General features: G+C 48.6%; 13 protein-coding genes. 3 read left to right on the forward strand and 10 right to left on the reverse strand.

The annotated features are described in order from the left end of the window. Positions 1-83 precede the first annotated feature (83 nt). From PXH68_RS08120 to PXH68_RS08145, 6 genes are all read right to left on the reverse strand, one after another. Positions 84-368, reverse strand: coding sequence for a hypothetical protein (locus PXH68_RS08120; RefSeq protein WP_248028711.1), 285 nt, complete (start codon positions 366-368; stop codon positions 84-86). A gap of 583 nt (positions 369-951) precedes the next feature. Further along, a complete protein-coding gene (locus tag PXH68_RS08125; RefSeq protein ID WP_248028710.1) occupies positions 952-1,845 on the reverse strand; it encodes a DUF7916 family protein in 894 nt (297 codons plus the stop codon). A gap of 61 nt (positions 1,846-1,906) precedes the next feature. Beyond that, positions 1,907-2,767, reverse strand: coding sequence for a DegV family protein (locus PXH68_RS08130; protein ID WP_248028709.1), 861 nt, complete (start codon positions 2,765-2,767; stop codon positions 1,907-1,909). Beyond that, positions 2,764-3,285, reverse strand: coding sequence for an NYN domain-containing protein (locus tag PXH68_RS08135; protein WP_136671262.1), 522 nt, complete (start codon positions 3,283-3,285; stop codon positions 2,764-2,766). Before PXH68_RS08135 ends, PXH68_RS08130 begins: the two co-directional genes overlap by 4 nt. After that, the gene (rlmB, locus tag PXH68_RS08140) at positions 3,286-4,014 is read right to left on the reverse strand and encodes a 23S rRNA (guanosine(2251)-2'-O)-methyltransferase RlmB (RefSeq protein ID WP_248028708.1); all 729 of its coding nucleotides are present in this window, start codon (positions 4,012-4,014) and stop codon (positions 3,286-3,288) included. 57 nt (positions 4,015-4,071) lie between these two features. Continuing rightward, the gene (locus PXH68_RS08145) at positions 4,072-5,244 is read right to left on the reverse strand and encodes a PASTA domain-containing protein (RefSeq protein ID WP_248028707.1); all 1,173 of its coding nucleotides are present in this window, start codon (positions 5,242-5,244) and stop codon (positions 4,072-4,074) included. A 247-nt stretch (positions 5,245-5,491) separates the two neighbouring features. Between PXH68_RS08145 and PXH68_RS08150 the strand changes: the two genes are divergently transcribed. The 3 genes from PXH68_RS08150 to PXH68_RS08160 all read left to right on the forward strand — a co-directional run bounded on the left by PXH68_RS08150 (position 5,492) and on the right by PXH68_RS08160 (position 7,607). Continuing rightward, positions 5,492-5,881, forward strand: a complete 390-nt coding sequence (locus tag PXH68_RS08150) for a DUF1761 domain-containing protein (RefSeq protein ID WP_248028706.1) — start codon at positions 5,492-5,494, stop codon at positions 5,879-5,881. Between the two features lie 69 nt (positions 5,882-5,950). After that, entirely contained in the window at positions 5,951-6,931 is a 981-nt protein-coding gene (locus tag PXH68_RS08155; protein ID WP_248028705.1) for an aromatic acid exporter family protein, read from the forward strand. A gap of 88 nt (positions 6,932-7,019) precedes the next feature. Next, a complete protein-coding gene (locus PXH68_RS08160) occupies positions 7,020-7,607 on the forward strand; it encodes a cadmium resistance transporter (protein WP_248028704.1) in 588 nt (195 codons plus the stop codon). A 17-nt stretch (positions 7,608-7,624) separates the two neighbouring features. Here PXH68_RS08160 and PXH68_RS08165 read toward each other — a convergent pair whose 3' ends face one another. The 4 genes from PXH68_RS08165 to PXH68_RS08180 all read right to left on the reverse strand — a co-directional run bounded on the left by PXH68_RS08165 (position 7,625) and on the right by PXH68_RS08180 (position 24,380). After that, positions 7,625-7,753: a hypothetical protein gene (locus tag PXH68_RS08165; protein WP_316715624.1), complete on the reverse strand. Its 129-nt coding sequence runs from the start codon at positions 7,751-7,753 to the stop codon at positions 7,625-7,627. 59 nt (positions 7,754-7,812) lie between these two features. Further along, complete coding sequence (locus PXH68_RS08170; RefSeq protein ID WP_044677868.1) at positions 7,813-8,943, reverse strand: ABC transporter ATP-binding protein; 1,131 nt, start codon at positions 8,941-8,943, stop codon at positions 7,813-7,815. Positions 8,944-9,052: 109 nt separating this feature from the next. Further along, positions 9,053-9,904 (reverse strand): helix-turn-helix domain-containing protein, encoded by an 852-nt coding sequence (locus PXH68_RS08175; RefSeq protein WP_158457217.1) that lies wholly within the window; start codon positions 9,902-9,904, stop codon positions 9,053-9,055. Between the two features lie 148 nt (positions 9,905-10,052). Next, positions 10,053-24,380 carry a CshA/CshB family fibrillar adhesin-related protein gene (locus tag PXH68_RS08180; RefSeq protein WP_316715627.1) on the reverse strand — a complete coding sequence of 4,776 codons (14,328 nt, stop codon included), beginning with the start codon at positions 24,378-24,380 and terminating at the stop codon, positions 10,053-10,055. Between the last annotated feature and the right edge of the window lie 71 nt (positions 24,381-24,451).

The following is a 24,451-nucleotide window of genomic DNA, read 5'->3' on the forward strand; positions in this document are numbered from 1 at the left end:
CATTCTAACATTCAATTGATTGTTTGTCAACGATTTCAAAATAAAAGAATGGACTTCTTTCCATTCTTCTAAAATTTACTCACCTACTGACCTAGTTGTCCAGGCAAGACCAACTTTTCCTTATAAGGAAAGGTTTTATCAAATTCTTCCAAGACTGATTGATCCACCGTGTAGCCCGGCGGATCAGTAAACCACCAGTCCCGGCCGGCCAGGGCTTCTGGTCGGAACAATTTGACCAAGAAATAATCAGCTTCTGGGTCCGCTTGATAGCGAATGCCGACCTCCTTCCCCTTAAAAAAACCAAATCGACTGTAGTAATCAGGAAAGCCTGTAATAGCCACCAAAACCGCTCCGCTATTTTCCGCCAAAGCCAGCGAATGCTCCAAAAGTGCCTGACCGTAACCGCGGCCTTGCTGGTCTGGCGAGATGCTAAAGGGACCAAAGGGTCAGACTGGGCAGGCAAGCGCCGTCCGCTGTGATCTCCGACGTAATATAGAGGATATGCCCCACCAACTGACCGTCGGCTTCCGACACAAGATTGAGGTCTTTTATCACATGGTCTTGTCCGCGTAATTGATGCAGGACCAAATGCTCAGTCGCACTCAGATAACAGCCCTTCAGTTTACTTTTAGTACAAGGCAACGAGTTGCAGACAGTACTGGAGTACGGCAAAACGAGTTAACGATGTAATAAAAGATAAACTGACGGACGAAAGACATTCCAAAGGCGTCACGTGTTTGCTCCTCCACCGCACGCTGATCCTTTTCTTCTTCTCTTCTAACGATAAGTGACATTTTTTGCTCCATGTAAATCAAAAGTAGCCTAGGAAACGAAGGCGACGATAGAACTCTGTTACTGCCTTATTTCAAGGTAACAGGCTGAAAAACTCCACTGGAGTTTTTCAGTCATCAAGCCAAGTTGACAACGGATAATTTTGATTTTCGCAGAGGACTATCTCCTCACTGATTGACCTATTCTAAAATAGGTGTGCCGTTTGCCTCTGACCGCCAAGGACAGAGCCAAGATATTTTCAGGGTCGGGCATACGACCGTAGCCCCCGTCTCCGATATGGTGGATGTCCGATCCCACCCGTTTGTTGCTGAGTCCAAACTCCCGCACCGTCTGGCTGTCCGCACTCTCCTGACTGGTCCCAATAGTCGAAATAACCAGACCACCACGCGCCTTGACCTGACTGACGATCGGTGCCACTATTTCCTCCCGCACGCCCGGCACCGTGCCGACCGCAGGAATGAGGACACCGTCTGCCCCCAAGTCCACAAAATCCAGCAGGGCTTGGCTATCCACGACCGACTCTCCCAGACCTGCACCGTGCATTTTCCCCGCAAAGATGAGGCCCTTAAAGTGTTCTTTGGCAAGGCCAATGGCAGAGCGGATTGCAGCCATGGACACACCCGTAGCAGGATTGCCTGTCAGCATGATAAAGTCAACGCCAAGGGCTTGGGCCTGTCCCAGACTTTCTGGACTGACCTGACGACCCGGTTTGAGAAAGACCTGCTGGTCTTGGACCTCTTGACTGCTATCCACAGGCTCCAAGTTAATCCCGACCAATCGACCTGTCAACCGCTTGATTTCCGCAATAGGATTGTCGCAGTCGTAAAAACCAACAATCTCCGGATGAAAGACATCCAATTCGTTGAGCACCAAGAGGTCACAACCAAAGGCAGCCATCATCTCCGCATTGGTCACCCCGGCAATCAAGGGAGCCGCTGTGACCACCGTTTCTCCCATGATAATCCGACCTTCACTGGATAAAATGGACTGCTTGAGCTCCTCCTTGGTCGCTCCCAGCAAGTCACTGGCATAACAAGACAACAAGCGTTTCATAAGAACCTCCAAATCGAAATTAGTTTGTAATCGCTTTCTGTTTCTGTAAAAAGAAAAGAGATTATCTCTCTTCTTTATTGATAGATAGGATAGCTAGCACCCCTGTTCCTGTATGGGTGGCAATGATAGGGCCCAACTCAGTCAAAAGAACCTCGCTGACACGGCCATCTTCCAACAAGGTTGTCTTCATCGCTTCAGCCGCCTCAATATCACCTGTATAGGCCACCATAACCGTAGAATGATCCAAATTATCCAAGGTCAGGTTCAACATTTCCTTGATTCCTTTTTTGCGACCACGGATTTTGGCAATCGCTTCTAACCTTCCTTCCGCATTGAGCGCAAGGAGGGGCTTGATATTGACCAGACCACCAATGAGAGCTGCTGCTTTAGATAAGCGACCACCACGCACCAGGTGGTTAAGGTCATCGACCAAGAGATAGGTCCGCAAGCGTGGCACCAATTCCTCAATCAGCGCCTTGGTTTCTGCCAAAGTCTTACCCGCAGCACGCGCTTGAGCCGCCTGCATGACCAAGTAGCCTTCCCCGATAGAAGCCGCCTTGGTATCGACAATCTCGATATGGGCTTGTGGATAGTTATCCAAGACCATATCACGTGCAATAGTCCCACTCTGATAGGTCCCTGAAAGAGCCGATGAAAAGGCTAGGTAGAGTACATCTTGACCTTCCTTGGCTGCCGCTTCAAAAACTTCTTCAAACTGACCAACATTGACCTGACTGGTTGTCGGAAGGCCGCCTGTTGCCATTTTCTCCAGCAGATCTGCTGAGGTCAAGCGGTTTTCCCCAACGGTTTCATAGGTCACACCATCTAGGTTGATGGTCAAACCAAGCACAGTCACATCATTTTCTTGGACCCAGCTGGTTGGCAAATCCGATGTCGAATCGGTTACGATTGTAAATGTCACTCTTTCATTTCCTCCATCATTTCTCTTAAGGCTTGAAAATTCCCATCTGACCAGGGATTGAGCCGTGGGGTATAAAGTTCGACCTGGTCCACAAACTTATCCAAGTCCTTTTTGATAACCCTGGCTCTCTCCTCTAACTCACGCGCCGAAATCCGTAAGGCCCCTTGTGAAAAGACCACCCATTGTTCGTTGAGGTCGCTGGTTGCGACGGAAACCTGCTTGCGACGGTCACTATTGAGCTGGGCGCTGAGTCGTTCGATATAACTATCTGCCGTCTCTTCCTCCTCTGTAAAAATGACCGACACCTTGTATTCATCATACTGCTGGCGAAGACCTGGCACATGGTGGGCATCAAAGACACAAATCACCTCAATCTGTTCAAAGGCTGCGTAGTGAGACAAGGTTCGAAGCAAGGTCGTTCTGGCTGCATCCAAGTCTCCCTTTTTAAAATCTTGCTTGGTGGCCTGCCAAAAGGCAATCATGTTGTAGCCATCTACAATGAGAACTTTTTCTTTCATTTAGATTTTCTTCCGAAATACTTCGTACATCAGCACGGCTGCTGCTACGCTGGCGTTGAGAGATTGGACATGGCCCTTCATAGGAATGGTAATCATCTCATCCACCTGCTTTTTGATATTGCTGGAGATGCCCTTGCCTTCGTTGCCAATAATAAGTGCTAGTTTACCAGCTGTATTCCACTTGTGGCTTGGGGTTCCGTTCATATCCGTACCAAATACCCAGAAACCAGCCTCCTTAAGCTTATCAAGGGTTTGGCTGAGATTGGTCACTCGGGCGATTGGGACATGAGCCACCGCACCTGTTGAGGTCTTTGCCACAACGGGCGTCACGCCAACTGCTCGGTGCTTGGGAATGATGATACCTGCTACCTGAGTGGCATCTGCGGTCCGTAAAATCGAGCCGAAGTTGTGAGGGTCTGTCAGCCCGTCCAAGATGAGAATGAGGGGATTATCTTCCTGCTCTGCTTTTTCCAGAATGTCCGAAAGGTCTGCATAAGCAAACTCGGAGACCCGCAGGACAAAGCCTTGGTGGACGGCACCTTCTGTCATGTCGGACAGGGTCTTTTTGGGCGTCCAAGAAATCGACACCTTCTTCTCTGCTGCCAGTGCCTTGATTTTTTCTACATTTTTTCCGCGCAAATCATCCTGAATGTAGAGTTTGTTGCCAGTGTTGGCCTCCAAACTCTCCACTACAGCATGTACGCCATATACCATATCATTTTGTTCCATGGTATTATTATAGCATATTTTGGAAACAAAGAAGCCAAGGAAAACCTTGGCTAAAACTTACTCCCTGTATTCTTCCAATAAAACATACCAGTGGGTGTTCCCTGTAGCCTCCTCATAGGAACCATGTTCCAACTCACCTTGGGCATTGACACGGTACCGCCAATAGCTTGGTTCAAAGTCTGAATCTGATGGAATCGTCACATCTGCATAAACCAAATCATCTTCCTCTTTGTAAACCGAAATGACTGGTTGTTGACGATTGTAGTGAACGTTCTCTGGGTTCATGAAAAATGCATAGGCAACCCATCTCTGCACCTGCTCTGTTGTCAAATCCTTGGTATTGACCTGTGCAAGACCTCCCTGAACTTCCGTCAACGAAATCCACCCCTGCCCTGACTTTAGCTTGCCCCAGCTATGACCATCGTTATAAGTCGTCTCCACAATAGTATAGGTGCCTGGATCAATGGTCGCAACATAAGTTGCCGTTAAATAAGGCGCTTGAAGGATAGACAAGCCTGTCCTTTCAATTTCAATGGTAAAGGTTTGAGAAGAAACTTGGCTACTGCTCGTCGTCGAAGCTGTTCCTTCACTGCTTGTTTCTGATGTCGCAGTCTCCTCTTTTGCTACAATCAGATCTACCACTTTCCCTCTTTTCACCTTGCTGCCCCCACTAGGTGTCGATAAGCTGACTTGGCCCGGTTCAACGGTCTGTCCACCAATTTCCGTGACCGTTCCCAATACAAAACCTTCATCACGCAAGACTTCCTTGGCCTCAGCCAAGGACACGCCACGTAATTCTGGAACCCTAACCTGCTGCATGTCTGTATAAACATAGTAAACACCAAACATACCGACTAGTAGCACTAAGAGGGAAATAAAAATGCCCAGTTGTCTTCTTCTTGCTGCCACCAGTTGTCTCTCCTCTTTCTCTAAAAGATACTGGGAATAATCGTTTTCAGCATCATCGAGCATTTGCTGAAAGACTAGTCGCTGACTGTCATCTGAGGCTTGAGCCAAATGAAGTTGGAGTTGAAAAATTCGATCTTTGTACTCTTTTTCAATTTGACGTTCATGCTCCTTCTCAAGAAGTGCATTCTGTTTTCTTAGCGCATGGGTCTGGGAATTAATCGCATAGGACTGAGAATGAATAGCATTGGTCTGGGCATCCATTTTTCGACTTAGTTCATCATGTCTTCGCTGTTCTTCCATATCACGCATCCATTTATCCATGCTCCAACTCTCCTAAAAACAAGTTCATCATCGACTTAGTATCCTCCACCAAGCCTATTTCTCATAGTATAACAAAACAATGATAGAAGAGCAATCCCATGGGATTACTCTCATATTTCAAATTACAGCTAATAGCAGTTTATCAACGGTTTTGTTTGTATTTTTTGAAAAAGAAATTTTGACATGTGACATACGATGTGGTATGCTAAGCTTTATTAACTTGTCCATACAAGTATAAGGAGAATATATGACACTTATTTTGGGAATTGTGGCAGGGCTGATTGCCTTTGCTATTGGTGGTTTATGGTATGGTTTGATTTTCCGTGATGCTTGGATTGAAGCCTCTGGCATTGACATGACCAAGGTAGAAGCTGACCGTCAAGCTGGGAAAAATGGCCAGAAGGAAATGGTGATTTCCTTGGCGATTGAAGTTTTGACTGCTGTTGTGGCAATTTTCTTCATCAAGACCCTTGATGTTTCACCACTCCACGCAGCTGGTGGCATGGGCGTAATTGCAGTCCTTGCTTCATTGAAGAACTACGTCTTTGAGCAACGCCCTCTTAAACTCATCCTTATCAATGAAAGCTACAAACTGGTCTGCTATTTGGTAGTCGGAATCATTGCCTTGTTTGCATAAAGTCAGCCCTCCTAATATAGGAGGGTTTTATGGTACAATAAAAGGAAGACTAAGACCAAAGGAGCCCCCATGTCCCTCTCCCTCCGAACGATTAAACTGATATTTGCTACCGTCCTAGCCATTTACCTAGCGACCACTCTAGACTTGTCCTATGCGACGGCTGCCGGTATCATCGCCATTCTCAGCGTCCTCGACACCCGCAAGTCCAGCTTCAAAATGGCCCGCAACCGCCTCTTTTCCACTCTCTTGGCCCTGACCATAGCCGTCCTGACCTTCGCCCTCTTTGGCTTTGGCATCTGGACCCTGGGCATCTACCTGGCACTCTACGTCCCTCTGGCCTACCGTTTCAACTGGGAGGCAGGCATCGCTCCCTCGACCGTCCTCGTCACCCACCTCTTGCTAGAGCAGGATATTTCGCTGATTTTTTTGGGAAATGAGCTGGCGCTTTTTCTGATTGGGGCAGGACTTGCACTCTTGTTTAACCTCTATATGCCCTCGCAAGAAAAGAAAATCGAGGCCTATCACGACCAAGTCGAAGACCTGCTCAAGCAGATTCTCCTCCGCTTTGAAGCCTTTCTGCTCAACGGTGATGGACGAAACGAGGCAGAATTGATTACGCAGCTAGATAAGACCTTGGAGGAGGCCCTCAAAGTCGTCTATCTAGACCGCCACAACCAGCTCTTCCAGCAGACCAACTACCAGGTCCATTACTTTGAAATGCGAGCCGCACAAAATAAAATCCTGCGGACCATGGCAGGAAATATCAACAAATGTTTGCTAGAAGGCAGAGAAAATGTCATCCTGTCCAGCCTCTTCGAGCGAGCAGCCCAGCAACTGAGCCGAGAAAACTCCGCTAAGGAACTCCTCCTAGACATCGAACTCTTCCATGCCACCTTCCGCGAGCGACCTCTGCCACAAACCCGAGAAGAATTTGAAACCCGAGCCACCCTCTTTCAGCTCCTACACGATATGGAAGCCTTTATTCGCCTCAAGGTTGACTTTTATGAGGTTTACAAAGATGAAGATGAGGGTAGTGAAAAAGGAAATTAAAATGAACCGCAATTTTTACTTCTATCTTTCAAAATTGATGTGCCTCTGTAAATAAATATCTATGACTACTATATTATACGGAGGAACCATGACTATTATTACTTATGCACTGATTCTTGGTATTTCAACAAGTATCGATTATTTCCTAATTTTATTCCTTTTATTTTCACAGGCAAAAAAACCAGGTGAAAAACGCACAATCTATTTTGGACAACTACTTGCTAGCTTTATACTCATCCTCTTAAGTTCGATTCTTAGCCAAGTTGCCAATATTTTTCTAGCTGACTGGATCCTTGGTCTGCTCGGCTTCGTCCCTATTCTACTAGGGGTTAGAATCCTTTTTGAAAACGAAGCAGAAACAGAAATTCCTGATAGCAAAATCGGACTACTATCTATCATTTTTATTTCATTAACATCGGGAGTAGATAATTTAGGAATATTTACCCCTTATTTTACAACTTTAAGTACCTTAGAAACACTCTTAACTGCTAGCCTGATCTTGCTAGAGACAGTCGCCATTTGCTACCTAGCAGAAAAATTTGGAAGTCTCCATAGCATTTCTGAATTCATAGAAAAATATGAAAAAATGATTCTTCCAACCATTTTTATCGTATTAGGAATCTACATTTTATTCGAATTCGGAACAATGACCTACCTACTACAATTACTAACATAAGAAAAGGAACCGTCAGTTTAAACCGACGGTTCTTCTATTTTCCCATGAAATTCATCTGATACTTGGTTGTGCAAATGCAAGAAAGACAAGCCCATCATGACTGTATTCCCTGCGACTGCAATGATAAATTCCTCCTTGGCGGACACCTTCCCTAACCAAAAACCGCCAGATTTTCATCTGACGGTCAGGTGTTTTATGAACAATTTTATACGATTGCCTTGCTTGTTTCATCATCAAAGAAATGAGCTTTGTTGAGGTTGAAGGTCAAGCGAACTTTATCGCCTGGGTTGTGGTAGTCACGCGCATCAACGCGAGATACGAATTCAGTGTTTCCAACCTTAGAGTAAAGCATGGTTTCTGCACCGAGAAGCTCAGATACCACCACTTCTGCTTCTACGATAGAAGAAGGGTACGTGTCCAATTCCAACTGAGAAGCCTTGATGTCTTCTGGACGGATACCGAGGGTAAATGATTTGCCATTGTAGCCTTTTTCTTCCAAGTGCTTGCGACGACCTTCTGGAAGAGCTACCTTGAAGCCATCACCAGCAAGTACACCGTCTTGAAGTGTTACTGTAAAGAAGTTCATAGCTGGGCTACCGATGAAGCTAGCAACAAACTTGTTAACTGGGCGGTTGTAGAGCTCTTCTGGGCTACCGATTTGCTCGATACGGCCGATTGTACCTGTACCTGCTGGGTTTTTAGTTGCAGACATGATAACGATACGGTCTGCCAAGGTCATTGCTTCTGTTTGGTCGTGGGTTACGTAGATGGTTGTTGCACCGATACGGCGGTGAATTTTAGCAATCTCTGTACGCATGGATACACGCAATTTAGCATCCAAGTTTGACAAAGGTTCATCCATTAAGAATACTTTTGCATCACGAACGATAGCACGACCCATGGCAACACGTTGGCGTTGTCCACCTGAAAGGTCAGCTGGTTTGCGTTCCAAGAATTCTGTCAATCCAAGGATTTGTGCAGCTTCTTCCACACGTTTTTTGATTTCGTCCTTGCTGTATTTACGCAACTTAAGACCAAAAGCCATATTGTCAAATACAGTCATGTGTGGGTAGAGGGCATAGTTCTGGAAAACCATGGCAATGTCGCGGTCTTTTGGAGCCACATCGTTCATGAGAACGCCATCGATATATGCTTCCCCTTCTGTGATGTCTTCCAAACCAGCAATCATACGAAGAGTCGTTGACTTACCACATCCTGAAGGACCTACGAATACGATAAACTCCTTGTCCTTGATGTCCAAGTTGAAGTCTTCAACTGAGTAATGCTCACTGTTTGGGTATTTTTTGTAAATGTTTTTTAAATTCAATTGAACCATGTTCAATCCTCGCTTTCTTTGATAGTTTTATTGTAAATGAAAACGCTTTATTTTTCTATGTCAAGTTGACCAAAAGAAAAAAGATATTCTGTGCAGGTTGCACAAAATATCAAAATTCATCATCTATGATAGCGTGATAACATACCGCTAAATCATTTAACTCCTTTAACTGCAAGCCTGTCCATTCCTGCCATTTATCCAAGCGATACTGAAGCGTATTGCGGTGGATATACAGTCTTTGTGCAGTCTTGGTCAATACTGCCCCTTCAGCCCACAAGGCTCGAATCACGTCTCCCAGGTCCTGTTTGGAAACCAACTGCGCCACTCCTGTTTTTAAGCTGGCGTAAGATTTGCCCGACCAAAGGAATAATTGACTAAACTGCAAGAGGGTCGAATGATTATAGGTCTGGCACCATTCTTGAAAGAGAGCTTCTTCCTGCTGAAAAAGTTGTGGCCAAGAAGCTGCGACTTCCTCTGGCCAAACCTGTCCAACAAAAACAGTCAAGCGCAGACCAAAATCAAACTCGAGTGCCGACAGGGTGTCTCTCAAGATCTCCCGACAATCTAGATAAGGCGACTGCTCTAAGACAAAAACATAGTCACTAGCCGTGGAAGCATACCAGGCTACTAGATTGGGAAGCAGGTCTTCCATCGTCTGACGCCAAGCTTGGCGCACTTCATCTTCCACATCCGACCACAATCGAACCTGTACAAACTGCAAAGCTGCAATAGGCTGTGGCAAGGATCGCTTGCCATCCAAGAAAAGCCGCCAAGGAGACTGCTGGCTCTCTGTCCCTTCTCCTTGTAACAAATCCAACAAGAAGCGTTCCCGATCCGATAGGCCTTCACCTAACGTCAGATACTGTCCGTCCACAAGTTTGACGAAAGCCTCTCCCTGTTGAGGGCGCGCATTCGACCACTTGGCCTGCGGAAAATATTGCAAGACTCTTTCCTTATCCACTTCGACTCTTCCTCTCTATTTTCTGTAATCCATTATACCATATCCCCGTCTTCTCCAAACAAAATATAGGTGCCCCATCATGAGGCACCTATATTTCTATTCTAGCGCGGAGAAAACTGCCGTAACAGCCAGTCTCACCTGCTATCACTTATTCCTGGTCCTTACGACCTTTTCGTGACATGCCTAGGCCTGCCAACAAGATTCCGACACCTACTGCCGATACCAAACTTGTTTGACTCTCACCTGTCTTAGGTAATTGTCTCACAGGGGTCTCAGTTGCTGGTTTCTTCGGTTCAGGTACAATGATGTATTCAATCACTGTATCAACACTTGGGTTCTCAGGCATTGGAGGGAGTCTGTAACCCTTCGTCGGATCCTTCGGATCAATAAATTCTAAAGGCTGTCCATCAGGACCGAACGGAATCAAGCCCGGTACGAACGGAATAACTGGTCGGTCTGTACCTGGAGCAGTTGGGTCCGTTGGGTGGTTCGGGTAGACAACTGGTGGGATTGGATCGAATCCATCTGGTACACGAGGGGTCCATGAACCGAGCGGGCTATAGGTCACCACTTCTGTCATGTCGCTTGACAATGGACCGACTTCAACTGCTGATACGCTTGCCTTGTCTGCCAGGTAGCCCTGCTTGAGTGGAGAAGCCACTTCCGGAAGAGTCTGATTGGCAGTCCAGTCACCATAGTGGATGGCACCTGTCACCAGGTTGACCTCGGCACTGCGGCGGAAGGACTTGGTCTCTGTCACCATCTCGAAGACTTCCTGACCAGTCGTATCCACATAGCGGATGGTTCGGGTCACGGTTTCTGTCATCAAGAGGTCGGCGACAGAGTCTGGCCATACTGGGCCGTCTGGATGATTCGGATCAACTGGCTGACCTGGACGCGGTGGGTTCTCTGGGTCCTCGATCGGTTTCACCACTTCTACCAATTCATAGACGAAGTGTTGGTCATCGGTCGAATCTGGACTGAAGAGGCCATCCTTGTCGTAGTTGTCCTTGTTGGTCACCACATAACCCGCTTTCTCAAACCCAGCCACCTTGTCACTTGGGTCATAACCGAAGGCATCGCCTGTCAGACCCTGTAAGGTCACGGTATCCACAACAACTGGTTGGTCTGGAGTGGTCACATTGATAAAGCTGATGCGACCTGCCTGCTTGTCCTTCTCATAGAAGATTGGGCTGTCCTGACCTGGGTTGCTTGGTACTGGTGGGAGGTAGTAGCCCCGGCTTGGGTCTGCTGGATCCACCGGTGTCAGTGGCACTGGTTGAGATGGGTTGTCTGGGTTTGGCACAACTGGCGTCAAGCCCGGTACGAACGGAATAACTGGTCGGTCTGTACCTGGAGCAGTTGGGTCCGTTGGGTGGTTCGGGTAGACAACTGGTGGGATTGGATCGAATCCATCTGGTACACGAGGGGTCCATGAACCGAGGGGGCTGTAGGTCACCACTTCTGTCATGTCGCTTGACAATGGGCCGACTTCTACAGAGGCAACACTTGCCTTGTCTGCCAGGTAGCCCTGCTTGAGTGGAGAAGCCACTTCTGGAAGAGTCTGGTTGGCAGTCCAGTCACCATAGTGGATGGCACCTGTCACCAGGTTGACCTCGGCACTGCGGCGGAAGGACTTGGTCTCTGTCACCATCTCGAAGACTTCCTGACCAGTCGTATCCACATAGCGGATGGTCCGGGTCACACTTTCTGTCATCAAGAGGTCTGCGACAGAGTCTGGCCATACTGGGCCGTCTGGATGATTCGGATCAACTGGCTGACCTGGACGCGGTGGGTTCTCTGGGTCCTCGATCGGTTTCACAACTTCTACCAATTCATAGACGAAGTGTTGGTCATCGGTCGAATCTGGACTGAAGAGGCCATCCTTGTCGTAGTTGTCCTTGTTGGTCACCACATAACCCGCTTTCTCAAACGCAGCCACCTTGTCACTTGGGTCATAACCGAAGGCATCGCCTGTCAGACCCTGTAAGGTCACGGTGTCCACAACAACTGGTTGGTCTGGATTGGTCACATTGATAAAGCTGATGCGACCTGCCTGCTTGTCCTTCTCATAGAAGATTGGGCTGTCCTGACCTGGGTTGCTTGGCACTGGTGGGAGGTAGTAGCCCTGGCTTGGGTCTGCTGGATCCACCGGTGTCAGTGGCACTGGTTGAGATGGGTTGTCTGGGTTTGGCACAACTGGCGTCAAGCCTGGTACGAACGGAATGATTGGTCGGTCTGTACCTGGAACAGTTGGGTCTGTTGGGTGGTTCGGGTAGACAACTGGTGGGATTGGATCGAATCCATCTGGTACACGAGGGGTCCATGAACCGAGGGGGCTGTAGGTCACCACTTCTGTCATGTCGCTTGACAATGGGCCGACTTCTACAGAGGCAACACTTGCCTTGTCTGCCAGGTAGCCCTGCTTGAGTGGAGAAGCCACTTCTGGAAGAGTCTGGTTGGCAGTCCAGTCACCATAGTGGATGGCTCCTGTCACCAGGTTGACCTCGGCACTGCGGCGGAAGGACTTGGTCTCTGTCACCATCTCGAAGACTTCCTGACCAGTCGTATCCACATAGCGGATGGTCCGGGTCACACTTTCTGTCATCAAGAGGTCTGCGACAGAGTCTGGCCATACTGGGCCGTCTGGATGATTCGGATCAACTGGTTGACCTGGACGCGGTGGGTTCTCTGGGTCCTCGATCGGTTTCACCACTTCTACCAATTCATAGACGAAGTGTTGGTCATCGGTCGAATCTGGACTGAAGAGGCCATCCTTGTCGTAGTTGTCCTTGTTGGTCACCACATAACCCGCTTTCTCAAACCCAGCCACTTTGTCACTTGGGTCATAACCGAAGGCATCGCCTGTCAGACCCTGTAAGGTCACGGTATCCACTACAACTGCTTGGTCTGGATTGGTCACATTGATAAAGCTGATGCGACCTGCCTGCTTGTCCTTCTCATAGAAGATTGGGCTGTCCTGACCTGGGTTGCTTGGCACTGGTGGGAGGTAGTAGCCCTGACTTGGGTCTGCTGGATCCACCGGTGTCAGTGGCACTGGTTGAGATGGGGTGTCTGGGTTTGGCACAACTGGCGTCAAGCCTGGTACGAACGGAATGATTGGTCGGTCTGTACCTGGAACAGTTGGGTCTGTTGGGTGGTTCGGGTAGACAACTGGTGGGATTGGATCGAATCCATCTGGTACACGAGGGGTCCATGAACCGAGTGGGCTGTAGGTCACCACTTCTGTCATGTCGCTTGACAATGGACCGACTTCAACTGCCGATACGCTTGCCTTGTCTGCCAGGTAGCCCTGCTTGAGTGGAGAAGCCACTTCTGGAAGAGTCTGGTTGGCAGTCCAATCACCATAGTGGATGGCTCCTGTCACCAGGTTGACCTCGGCACTGCGGCGGAAGGACTTGGTCTCTGTCACCGTATCGAAGACTTCCTGACCAGTCGTATCCACATAGCGGATGGTGCGGGTCACACTTTCTGTCATCAAGAGGTCTGCGACAGAGTCTGGCCATACTGGGCCGTCTGGATGATTCGGATCAACTGGCTGACCTGGACGCGGTGGGTTCTCTGGGTCCTCGATCGGTTTCACCACTTCTACCAATTCATAGACGAAGTGTTGGTCATCGGTCGAATCTGGACTGAAGAGGCCATCCTTGTCGTAGTTGTCCTTGTTGGTCACCACATAACCCGCTTTCTCAAACGCAGCCACCTTGTCACTTGGGTCATAACCGAAGGCATCGCCTGTCAGACCCTGTAAGGTCACGGTGTCCACAACAACTGGTTGGTCTGGATTGGTCACATTGATAAAGCTGATGCGACCTGCCTGCTTGTCCTTCTCATAGAAGATTGGGCTGTCCTGACCTGGGTTGCTTGGCACTGGTGGGAGGTAGTAGCCCTGGCTTGGGTCTGCTGGATCCACCGGTGTCAGTGGCACTGGTTGAGATGGGTTGTCTGGGTTTGGCACAACTGGCGTCAAGCCCGGTACGAACGGAATGATTGGTCGGTCTGTACCTGGAACAGTTGGGTCTGTTGGGTGGTTCGGGTAGACAACTGGTGGGATTGGATCGAATCCATCTGGTACACGAGGGGTCCATGAACCGAGTGGGCTGTAGGTCACCACTTCTGTCATGTCGCTTGACAATGGACCAACTTCAACTGCCGATACGCTTGCCTTGTCTGCCAGGTAGCCCTGCTTGAGTGGAGAAGCCACTTCTGGAAGAGTCTGGTTGGCAGTCCAGTCACCATAGTGGATGGCTCCTGTCACCAAGTTGACCTCGGCACTGCGGCGGAAGGACTTGGTCTCTGTCACCGTATCGAAGACTTCCTGACCAGTCGTATCCACATAGCGGATGGTGCGAGTCACGGTTTCTGTCGTCAAGAGGTCTGCGACAGAGTCTGGCCATACTGGGCCGTCTGGATGATTCGGATCAACTGGCTGACCTGGACGCGGTGGGTTCTCTGGGTCCTCGATCGGTTTCACCACTTCTACCAATTCATAGACGAAGTGTTGGTCATCGGTCGAATCTGGACTGAAGAGGCCATCCTTGTCGTAGTTGTCCTTGTTGGTCACCACATAACCCGCTTTCTCAAACGCAGCCACCTTGTCACTTGGGTCATAACCGAAGGCATCGCCTGTCAGACCCTGTAAGGTCACGGTGTCCACAACAACTGCTTGGTCTGGATTGGTCACATTGATAAAGCTGATGCGACCTGCCTGCTTGTCCTTCTCATAGAAGATTGGGCTGTCCTGACCTGGGTTGCTTAGCACTGGTGGGAGGTAGTAGCCCTGGCTTGGGTCTGCTGGATCCACCGGTGTCAGTGGCACTGGTTGAGATGGGTTGTCTGGGTTTGGCACAACTGGCGTCAAGCCTGGTACGAACGGAATGATTGGTCGGTCTGTACCTGGAACAGTTGGATCTGTTGGGTGGTTCGGGTAGACAACTGGTGGGATTGGATCGAATCCATCTGGTACACGAGGGGTCCATGAACCGAGTGGGCTGTAGGTCACCACTTCTGTCATGTCGCTTGACAATGGACCAACTTCAACTGCCGATACGCTTGCCTTGTCTGCCAGGTAGCCCTGCTTGAGTGGAGAAGCCACTTCTGGAAGAGTCTGGTTGGCAGTCCAGTCACCATAGTGGATGGCTCCTGTCACCAAGTTGACCTCGGCACTGCGGCGGAAGGACTTGGTCTCTGTCACCGTATCGAAGACTTCCTGACCAGTCGTATCCACATAGCGGATGGTGCGGGTCACACTTTCTGTCATCAAGAGGTCTGCGACAGAGTCTGGCCATACTGGGCCGTCTGGATGATTCGGATCAACTGGCTGACCTGGACGCGGTGGGTTCTCTGGGTCCTCGATCGGTTTCACCACTTCTACCAATTCATAGACGAAGTGTTGGTCATCGGTCGAATCTGGACTGAAGAGGCCATCCTTGTCGTAGTTGTCCTTATTGGTCACCACATAACCCGCTTTCTCAAACCCAGCCACCTTGTCACTTGGGTCATAACCGAAGGCATCGCCTGTCAGACCCTGTAAGGTCACGGTGTCCACAACAACTGCTTGGTCTGGATTGGTCACATTGATAAAGCTGATGCGACCTGCCTGCTTGTCCTTCTCATAGAAGATTGGGCTGTCCTGACCTGGGTTGCTTGGCACTGGTGGGAGGTAGTAGCCCTGGCTTGGGTCTGCTGGATCCACCGGTGTCAGTGGCACTGGTTGAGATGGGTTGTCTGGGTTTGGCACAACTGGCGTCAAGCCTGGTACGAACGGAATGATTGGTCGGTCTGTACCTGGAACAGTTGGGTCTGTTGGGTGGTTCGGGTAGACAACTGGTGGGATTGGATCGAATCCATCTGGTACACGAGGGGTCCATGAACCGAGGGGGCTGTAGGTCACCACTTCTGTCATGTCGCTTGACAATGGGCCGACTTCTACAGAGGCAACACTTGCCTTGTCTGCCAGGTAGCCCTGCTTGAGTGGAGAAGCCACTTCTGGAAGAGTCTGGTTGGCAGTCCAGTCACCATAGTGGATGGCTCCTGTCACCAGGTTGACCTCGGCACTGCGGCGGAAGGACTTGGTCTCTGTCACCATCTCGAAGACTTCCTGACCAGTCGTATCCACATAGCGGATGGTCCGGGTCACACTTTCTGTCATCAAGAGGTCTGCGACAGAGTCTGGCCATACTGGGCCGTCTGGATGATTCGGATCAACTGGTTGACCTGGACGCGGTGGGTTCTCTGGGTCCTCGATCGGTTTCACCACTTCTACCAATTCATAGACGAAGTGTTGGTCATCGGTCGAATCTGGACTGAAGAGGCCATCCTTGTCGTAGTTGTCCTTGTTGGTCACCACATAACCCGCTTTCTCAAACCCAGCCACCTTGTCACTTGGGTCATAACCGAAGGCATCGCCTGTCAGACCCTGTAGGGTCACGGTGTCCACAACAACTGCTTGGTCTGGATTGGTCACATTGATAAAGCTGATGCGACCTGCCTGCTTGTCCTTCTCATAGAAGATTGGGCTGTCCTGACCTGGGTTGCTTGGCACTGGTGGGAGGTAGTAGCCCTGACTTGGGTCTGCTGGATCCACCGGTGTCAGTGGCACTGGTTGAGATGGGTTGTCTGGGTTTGGCACAACTGGCGTCAAGCCCGGTACGAACGGAATAACTGGTCGGTCTGTACCTGGAACTGTTGGGTCTGTTGGGTGGTTCGGGTAGACAACCGGTGGGATTGGATCGAATCCATCTGGTACACGAGGGGTCCATGAACCGAGTGGGCTGTAGATGACAACCTCATCAATGTCTTCTGAATTGTATTTGACTGATTTATCCTTGGCAATAGAGCCCAGATGTACTTCTTCCCCATTCGCAGTAGCAGTTGTTGCAATATAGCCCTTAACTACCGGAATCGGGCTACCTTCTACCACTGCATCGACAGCTATCCAATCTGAGTAAGTTACTACCTTGCTCACATGATTATAAGTAGCTGTTCGAGTGAATTGAGCTGTTGTTGGAGTTGGACTAGCTACCAATTCTGTTCCTTGTTGGTCAGTAAATTTCACCCGTCGCGTCACCGTCTCTGTCAAGTCCTCCAAGACTGGGCTAGTTGGATCATTTGGATCAACTGGCTTGCCGGGTTCATGCGGATCATTTGGCTGGATAGTAGTGAGTTTCGCTCTCAGGATGACATCGAAATTCTGGATATTATTTTCAACACTATCGAAGAGACGCTCTTGTGGACTTGCTGCTGTAAACTCATCTGAAACCAATTCATAACCCAATTGTTCGAAGGCACGAATTCGGTCTGTAGTTGTGTAGGCAATGTCTTGTTCTGGGTGACCTTCTAGGCTATACTTCGCTACTTCAACCGTTGTCGTTCCAGCTTCTAAGCGGTAGGTGATGGTCGCCAACTGCTTGCCATTTTCTAGGTAGATGACAGTAAGCACCTCATCCGGCGCAAGGGCATCCACGCTAGTTTTTTCCGCCACTCGAACTTGATCAGGTGTAAAGTTTCGAATTACTGGCGAATCAACTGCCTTGAATTGATCATCAAGGCTTGTCCATGCCTCGTAGGTCACAACCTTAGTCACCAAGTTTACCTGAGCTTTTCGCGTATAGTAAAGCGTTTCACTATGGGAAGGTGCAGCTTGACTGCTGTCAGCATAGACATAGTGGATAGTGCGGGTCACAGATTCCTTCAAATCAGAAGCTGTCAATCCATCTGGGTAGCTTGGCCCGTTTGGCTTGCTTGGATCAACCGGATCTCCTGGGTTTTTCGGATCTGTCGGAACAATCGTCACAACCGTTTCCTTAAAGCTTACTCGGAATTCCTGGTCCTGATTGCTATCGGTATCATAGAAGCGACCAGTATCCAAGCTATAACCATCTGTTACAAGTGTGTAGCCTTTATTTTCCAACTGGGCAATCGTAGCCTGGGCACTATGTTCAATGCGGGCTTCTGAGTCACCGGTCAATCGAACAGCCGGCACCAAATCTTGCTCTGTTCCATCCAATACATAACGAACAATAGCTGTCTGCTCAAGCGCACGGTAGCGAATATCCGTCGGCTGGGTTGGATCTGTTGGAACAGGAGGTAGGTATAGATTGGTTACAGGATCTTTTGGTAAATCCTGTCCATCTGGACCTACTGGGATAAAACCTTCATGAACTGGAATGCCCGGAGCTGGAGTTGGATCAGCAGGTTTGGTTGGATCCGTTGGATGATTTGGATAGGCAATCGGTGGAACTGGATCCTTACCTGGCGGTGGTGTAATGCGCCATTCTGACAAGGACTTGTAAACCACGCGCTCCACGATATTGGTTGCCAATGGCAAAATGTCAATCGCTTGTTCTGTAGCTTTCGGCGCAATTGCCTGATCATTGCGGATCGCTTCTGTTGCTACATAGCCTGTTACTACTGGTAATGTCCTACCTTCCAAGGTCGTATCGGCATTCTCAGCTACCCAAGGTGTGTAGATCACTTGCTTGGTTACATGGTTGTAAATGCCTGTCCGTTCATAACGTACGCTTGTCGTAGCACTGGTTGTACCTGGTGCTACTTGTCCATCAACGGCGTCCAAGTGGTAGGAAACTGTGCGACTAATCTCACTAGTCACGGCCTCCCACTTCGGTCCATTCGGATTAGAAGCATCTACTGGTGTACCTGGAGTCTGTGGATTGTCAGGAGTCGAACTAGATGTGCGCTGTACCAATTCAAAGACAAAGTCTTGAGAATTATCTGCGATAGTGTCAAACACGTCATCCTTGCTATAGCCATCACGGTTGGTCACTTGGTAGCCCATTGAACTATAGGCTGCTTCAAGGGCACTTGTGTCATAGGCAAATGGCTCTGCGGTCTTCCCAACTAGAGGAACTTGGTTCAATTGAACAGGTGCATCTGGCTTGGTCACATCTACAAAACGAATGCTTCCTAACTGACGATTCTTACGGTAGACAACCCGAATCTCGCTATCAGGAGACAAGGCCTGAACATTCTCCTGAGCTGCAACTTCAGCCTGGTCTGGCGTATAGCCTGCTTTTTCAGGGGTTGGCACCAAGTCAAATTGATTGTCCACTGATTCCCAAGGACCATACTGAATCGCCTTGGTCACCACGTTTAGGGTAGCTGTCCGGGTAAAGACAAGTTCTTCACGAACCGGATCACCAGCCTCCGTACCATCTTCATAGAGGTAGCGAATCACTCGGACCACCGTATCCTTCAAATCCGATTCCTTCAAACCGTCTGGGTACTGAGGGCCATTTGGATCTGTGCTGACAGGTGTATTTGGCTCTTTAGGTTCATTTGGTCGGATGGTGATGATCTGCTCCTTGAAGATAACTTCAAAGCTTTGGTGCTGTAAGCTATCCAGGTCAAATACTGGTGATGGGGCATCTGTAAAACCATCTCGTACTAAGACATAGCCTTTTTGTACCAATTCAGCAATCCGCGCGCTTGTATCGTAGCTAATAGGACTCGCACTTGGACCTGTCACCGTATCTGTCGGTGCAAGAACTGAACCATTTTCCAACTTGTAAGAAATGCTTGCTTGTTGCGTATCTGCTGTATAGACCACAAGCTCTGTGATGGACTCGCTCAAAGATGTAACGGTGCGGTCCTGAGTCGTTGAAGCAACAAGAACTGCTTGTCCATTTTCAAAGGCGCTCGTCGCAGTATAGCCTGCCAAGACAGGTAGTACTCGGCCTTCCAAGACCGTATCTGCCTGGTCTGCTACCCAGTCTGTATAGGTTACTTGCTTGCTCACAAAATTATAAGAGCCCGTGCGTTTGAAGGTGACGCTAGTTTCTTGAGTCGGTGCAGCTTCCCTGCCATCCTGACTATCATACTTGTAGGAAACTGTTCGTGTGATAGTCTTCACCACAGCTTCCCAACGTGGACCAGCTGGATTGTTCGGATCGACTGGGTCACCTGGGTTTTGCGGTTTATCTGGCACAGACTCAACGACCTTTTCTTTGAAGACAATGTCCCAATTCTGGTCTCTGTCAAGTTGATTGTCAAAGGTCTTGTCAGACTCAGCAGCGAAATCATTTCTCACTAAAACATAACCACGTTGTTCCAAGTCAGCAATGCGGGCGCTTGGATCGTAGCTAATCGGGCTACCAGAGTGGCCAGTTTGACTATCTTTGGCTAATTCTGTGCCTGACTCTGTCTTAAAGGTAATGGTTGCTAGTTGTTTCTCATTTTCACGATAGATGACTGTGATAGACCGGTCATCAGCTGTAGCTGCAACCCCTGTCTCTTGCAAAACTTCTTGGAGGCTAGCAGTGTAGTTGGTCAAGCTAGGCGAAGTCACAGCTGGGAAGTCCGCATCTGTGCTTGTCCACTCAGAGTAAGAAATATCTCCAGTCAACGGGTTGGCAGTTGCTGTGCGGGTAAAGTGTAAGGTCTTCTCAGAAGGCTCAAAAGCTTGACTACCGTTAGCATACACATAGCGAATGGTACGCGTCACTGTTTCTGTTAACTGATCTTCTGGAATCTCAATGACCGTTGGAGTGTAGAGAGTCGTCGCACTTGTTCCATTAACATCCGAAATCTTAACAGTCACAGGACTTGCCTGTCCTACGAAGTTTTGATCAGGGGTGAATGTAATGGTACCATCATCCATCAAGCGATACTCACCTTGGTTTTCCACACGAACCGTTCGAACATCTTGACCACCTGCATCGACCAGAGTCAAGCTGGCCTTGTTCAAGTCCACTACTTCCTTCACAGGATCGTAGTTGCGATCACCGTCTAAATCCACCTGACCTGGTGTAAAGAAGTCTGGACTAGAGGTCTGTACATCCCCTTTCAAGCCATAAGTCGCCTGTGGACGACCAACTGGGCGTGTCTCCACCACAATCGCGGTATAGGTTGTTGTGGCGAGACTACCATTGCTGTCTGTCATTTGCACCTTGACAGCTGTTGCTGGACCAATAAAGGTAGCTAATGGCACAAAGGTGATGCTACCATCACTTTCCAGACGATAGGTGCCCTGACCTGCTAGCACAAGTTCTGTTACAGGGGCATTTTGTTCATTGAGCAGGGTCAAGCTAGAGCCAATCAAATCTGCAACACCAGATGGAGCTGTAGGAGATTTGGCAAAATGAACACGACCTGACTGTGTTTTCCCTTGCAGACCAACCGTTGTCGCAGGTTCTGCAATCGGTAAAACTGGCATGATGCTTGGGGTGTAAGTTGTTCTGGCTTCTGCACCATTTGCATCTCGAGCAATCACTTCCGCAGATAACAATTCACCAACAAAGCGTTTCCCAGCGTCATTTGGCGTGTAGGTAACCATACCTGTTTTGCCGTCGATGGAGTAGGTTCCCACGACAGTCTCAACACCTGCCACTCGTGCATAGGCATTGGTTGACTCCACTTCTTGGTTGGACTTATCAATCAGTTTTATTGGATATTTTGGTTGTGCATCGCCTGCAAGAGTTTGGCCTGAAGCATCGACAGTATTTCCCATCGGAACTGCTTGAGAACCGGATACAAACTCAGGACGACCTGTCTGCACTTCACCTTGCATCTTAACAGAGATGGCAGGCGTACCTGTCGGAGCAATGGCAACAACATGCGGAATGTAACGACCATCCATTGTCGAAATCTGCTCGGAAGTATTTTCTAAACCATTGTCAATAGTGGCAGCAGTCCAACCTGTCGTATATGGTTGACCATTGCTATCCAATACCGTCGCTGTCCGGCGGACGCTGATCCCTTTTGCTTGATTGACCTTGCGGCCATCTGCATACTCTGTGATAAATCCTGGATCCGGCACAAAGGTAACTCGTACATCCTTACCGACAGCCTCGACCTTATACTTCCCTTCTCCCTGAACATAGAAGAAACCTTGATTATCCAAACGATCACTACCAACTTCTCGGTTGTCAGCATCAACCATCACAGGTGCAATCGTCGTGTCAATCGTCGCTCGAATGTCTGAGTAAGTTTCGCTACCAAAGGCATAGAAGCGAAGAGTTCCTGTTTGGCTCTGCCCTTGCACATTGCGAGTTTCAACCTTTTCACTACGTGGTGGGTGCGTCAACTGGATCTGGAAGTCTTCTACCTCACCAGAATAAGCTGGCAAATCAGGTGTCAAGATATCCTGACGATCAATGGCAATCCGCAGACGAACTCCCAACTTGTGCAGGTTTTCATCTGAAATCTGCTTGATATTGGAGAATGTCAGGGTATGTGTCCCCTTGTTAGTAATTGCAAGAACGCCTGAATTTTCATCCTTATCAAACTTGCCGTTGTTGTTAAAGTCAATCCATCCCTGAACATAGGCTGTAGCGTTGGTATTTGGATCTGCTTCAAATTGTAGGCTGTAGGTGCCATTATTGGAATGATGGAGGGTATAGTTGTTGTTCTTCTGAACATTTTTCCCCATCAATTGGTTAGGACCCTCATCCCAAGAAGAGATCAATTCATCCTGCACCCAAGAAGCAGCTCCAGGTGGGATAGCTTCTGGAACAAAGTCGATGTCACCTCGAGTGGTTCCTAAATAAGGGTGCTTGGTTGCATTTGTAATCTGGATAGTATGGGACGGACGACCATAGGAATCTGGCGCATCTCCAAAGTCCGCAACCACAACCCCAATCATGGCAGACTGACGACCACGTGAAGCGATATACATACCTACTTCGGTCGCATTCCGTGTAAAGATCAAGGGAGTTGAGTAACTCAAGTTAGTTGTAGTACTTGGCATGCGGTTGCTGACTGGACCAAATACCTGGGTTCCAATGCCATCGACATAGGTGATTCCTGTCACTCGATCACGAAAAACTTGTTTAGCAGTTGAGATGGAGCCTTTTTGGATAACTTCACCCTCACTGTTTACAACATCTTCAGTCCCCTTGTTCAAATAAAGAAATCTATTCCAGCGTTCTCGCCAATCTGGGGTGGACATAGTATTGTTGGTCCCTTTAATATAATCTAGTCCCCAGTTAACATCTGCATCACCATTTACCTTGTAAGAAGAGGTTGTGGTCGAATTCGACAGTTCTCCTAAGAGTTCAAAACCTTCACCATTGGTAGTGTAAATTTCAATTTCGTTAACTTTAGCTTCTTCACCGGACATAAAGACGAAGTTGAGAGGAACTTCATTTCCATAATAGGTTGCCCTACCACGGAATTTGACTCCAACGTTTCCACCATCTTTGTCAGATTGCAAGGTTACTGCCTTGTTCCCAAAGTTTAATCCCTGTTGTCTTACATGAGACCATGTAGGATCCTGTTTTACCGCAATGATATGCGCCTCTGTACCATCCTTAATATTGTGGTTTTTACGATCAGGGTTATAGTACTGCTCCTTGTCAGTCCCCTTCACTCGCTCATGGTAGATTTCAGTCGCTTCAAAGGGTTTCAGTTCGATAACTTCCAACTCGACCACATAGCCTGGAGCCAATTCCTTTCGGAAAACAGTCCCGACTTGAAGCGATGGTGCCATCACATTACCACCTACTGCTTGGTTGCGCACTCGCCCAGTATTGAAAATCGTTGTTGGATCCGAGAAGTCAATCCAGGTAATCTGGTCAAGCAGTTTGTCCTTGTTTCGGTTGAGGAAGTTTTTGTAATGCTCTGTCCCTGTATAGACCGTCACATCTTCACCCTGAGTGGTGTTTGTCGTCGCACGGAAACCTGTACCTTCTTGAGGAGCAGTCTGTTCCTCCTCCTTCACCACCAAGAAACGGTAAACTGCTGTAGTCTCCTCAGTTAAAGTCTGAACCTGGTGGTTGGCTTGACCATCCACCAGTCTATAACCTGCAGGTGGTTGAGCGGTCATAGAAAAATCAATTTCCGCACGCTCCTGTGTCGTCTCCACATAGAGGGCATGCGGTGTTCTTGACACTCGTTTACCAGTATCAGCATTGACATACTCAATACTGTAAACAAGGTGAGCCTTCCGTTTTTCAGGTTCTGGCTCTGCTTCAGGCACTTCTTCTGCAGCGACCTCTATAGACTCGTCTGCCTTAGCCTCTGTTTCTTCAGCAGGAACAAGCGCTACAGTTTCTTCTATCTTTCCATCACTTGTTGCAGGAGACTCCGTTTCCGTTGCAGCTCGAGACAGATCTAGACTTGGTAGTACAAGGGTCTCTTCTGATTCTGTACTTTCTGTACTTGCTTCAGAAGTGATATCGATAGGCGCAAGACTCTCTACAGCCTCCGGGGTTGGGCTGACAGTCTCAGTTGGAAGAGCTGATGCCACTTTTTCTGCCTCTAAAGGCACCGCAGTCTCGATGACTTCAGCAGTCCCAGCACTTTCAACTTCTACCGTCACAGCTCCTTCTTGAGGCTGAACCTCATCTGCCTTGGCCAAGGAACCTGTTGCCAAACTCGCCAAGGTAACACCTAGCAAGACACTAGCTGCACCAAAATGGTATTTGCGAATCGAAAAACGCTGTCGTCTACTGAACCAACCAAAACGTTTTTTTGAATGTTTCGTCGAACTAGACATTTCCATTCTCCTATCTTATATATTAATATATTAGGTTCTACACCAGTTTCCATTAAATCATAAAAAATACA

It is taken from the genome of Streptococcus sp. 29896 (genome assembly GCF_032594915.1).
GTDB classification, from domain to species: Bacteria; Bacillota; Bacilli; order Lactobacillales; family Streptococcaceae; genus Streptococcus; species Streptococcus suivaginalis.

What these genes read in the sequence shown, in the direction of transcription:
- PXH68_RS08160 (WP_248028704.1), top strand. Translation starts at nt 7,020, where the DNA reads ATGACTATTATTACTTATGCACTGATTCTTGGTATTTCAACAAGTATC.
- PXH68_RS08180 (WP_316715627.1), bottom strand. Translation starts at nt 24,380, where the DNA reads ATGTCTAGTTCGACGAAACATTCAAAAAAACGTTTTGGTTGGTTCAGT.
- PXH68_RS08145 (WP_248028707.1), bottom strand. Translation starts at nt 5,244, where the DNA reads ATGGATAAATGGATGCGTGATATGGAAGAACAGCGAAGACATGATGAA.
- PXH68_RS08150 (WP_248028706.1), top strand. Translation starts at nt 5,492, where the DNA reads ATGACACTTATTTTGGGAATTGTGGCAGGGCTGATTGCCTTTGCTATT.
- PXH68_RS08135 (WP_136671262.1), bottom strand. Translation starts at nt 3,285, where the DNA reads ATGAAAGAAAAAGTTCTCATTGTAGATGGCTACAACATGATTGCCTTT.
- rlmB (WP_248028708.1), bottom strand. Translation starts at nt 4,014, where the DNA reads ATGGAACAAAATGATATGGTATATGGCGTACATGCTGTAGTGGAGAGT.
- PXH68_RS08155 (WP_248028705.1), top strand. Translation starts at nt 5,951, where the DNA reads ATGTCCCTCTCCCTCCGAACGATTAAACTGATATTTGCTACCGTCCTA.
- PXH68_RS08125 (WP_248028710.1), bottom strand. Translation starts at nt 1,845, where the DNA reads ATGAAACGCTTGTTGTCTTGTTATGCCAGTGACTTGCTGGGAGCGACC.
- PXH68_RS08170 (WP_044677868.1), bottom strand. Translation starts at nt 8,943, where the DNA reads ATGGTTCAATTGAATTTAAAAAACATTTACAAAAAATACCCAAACAGT.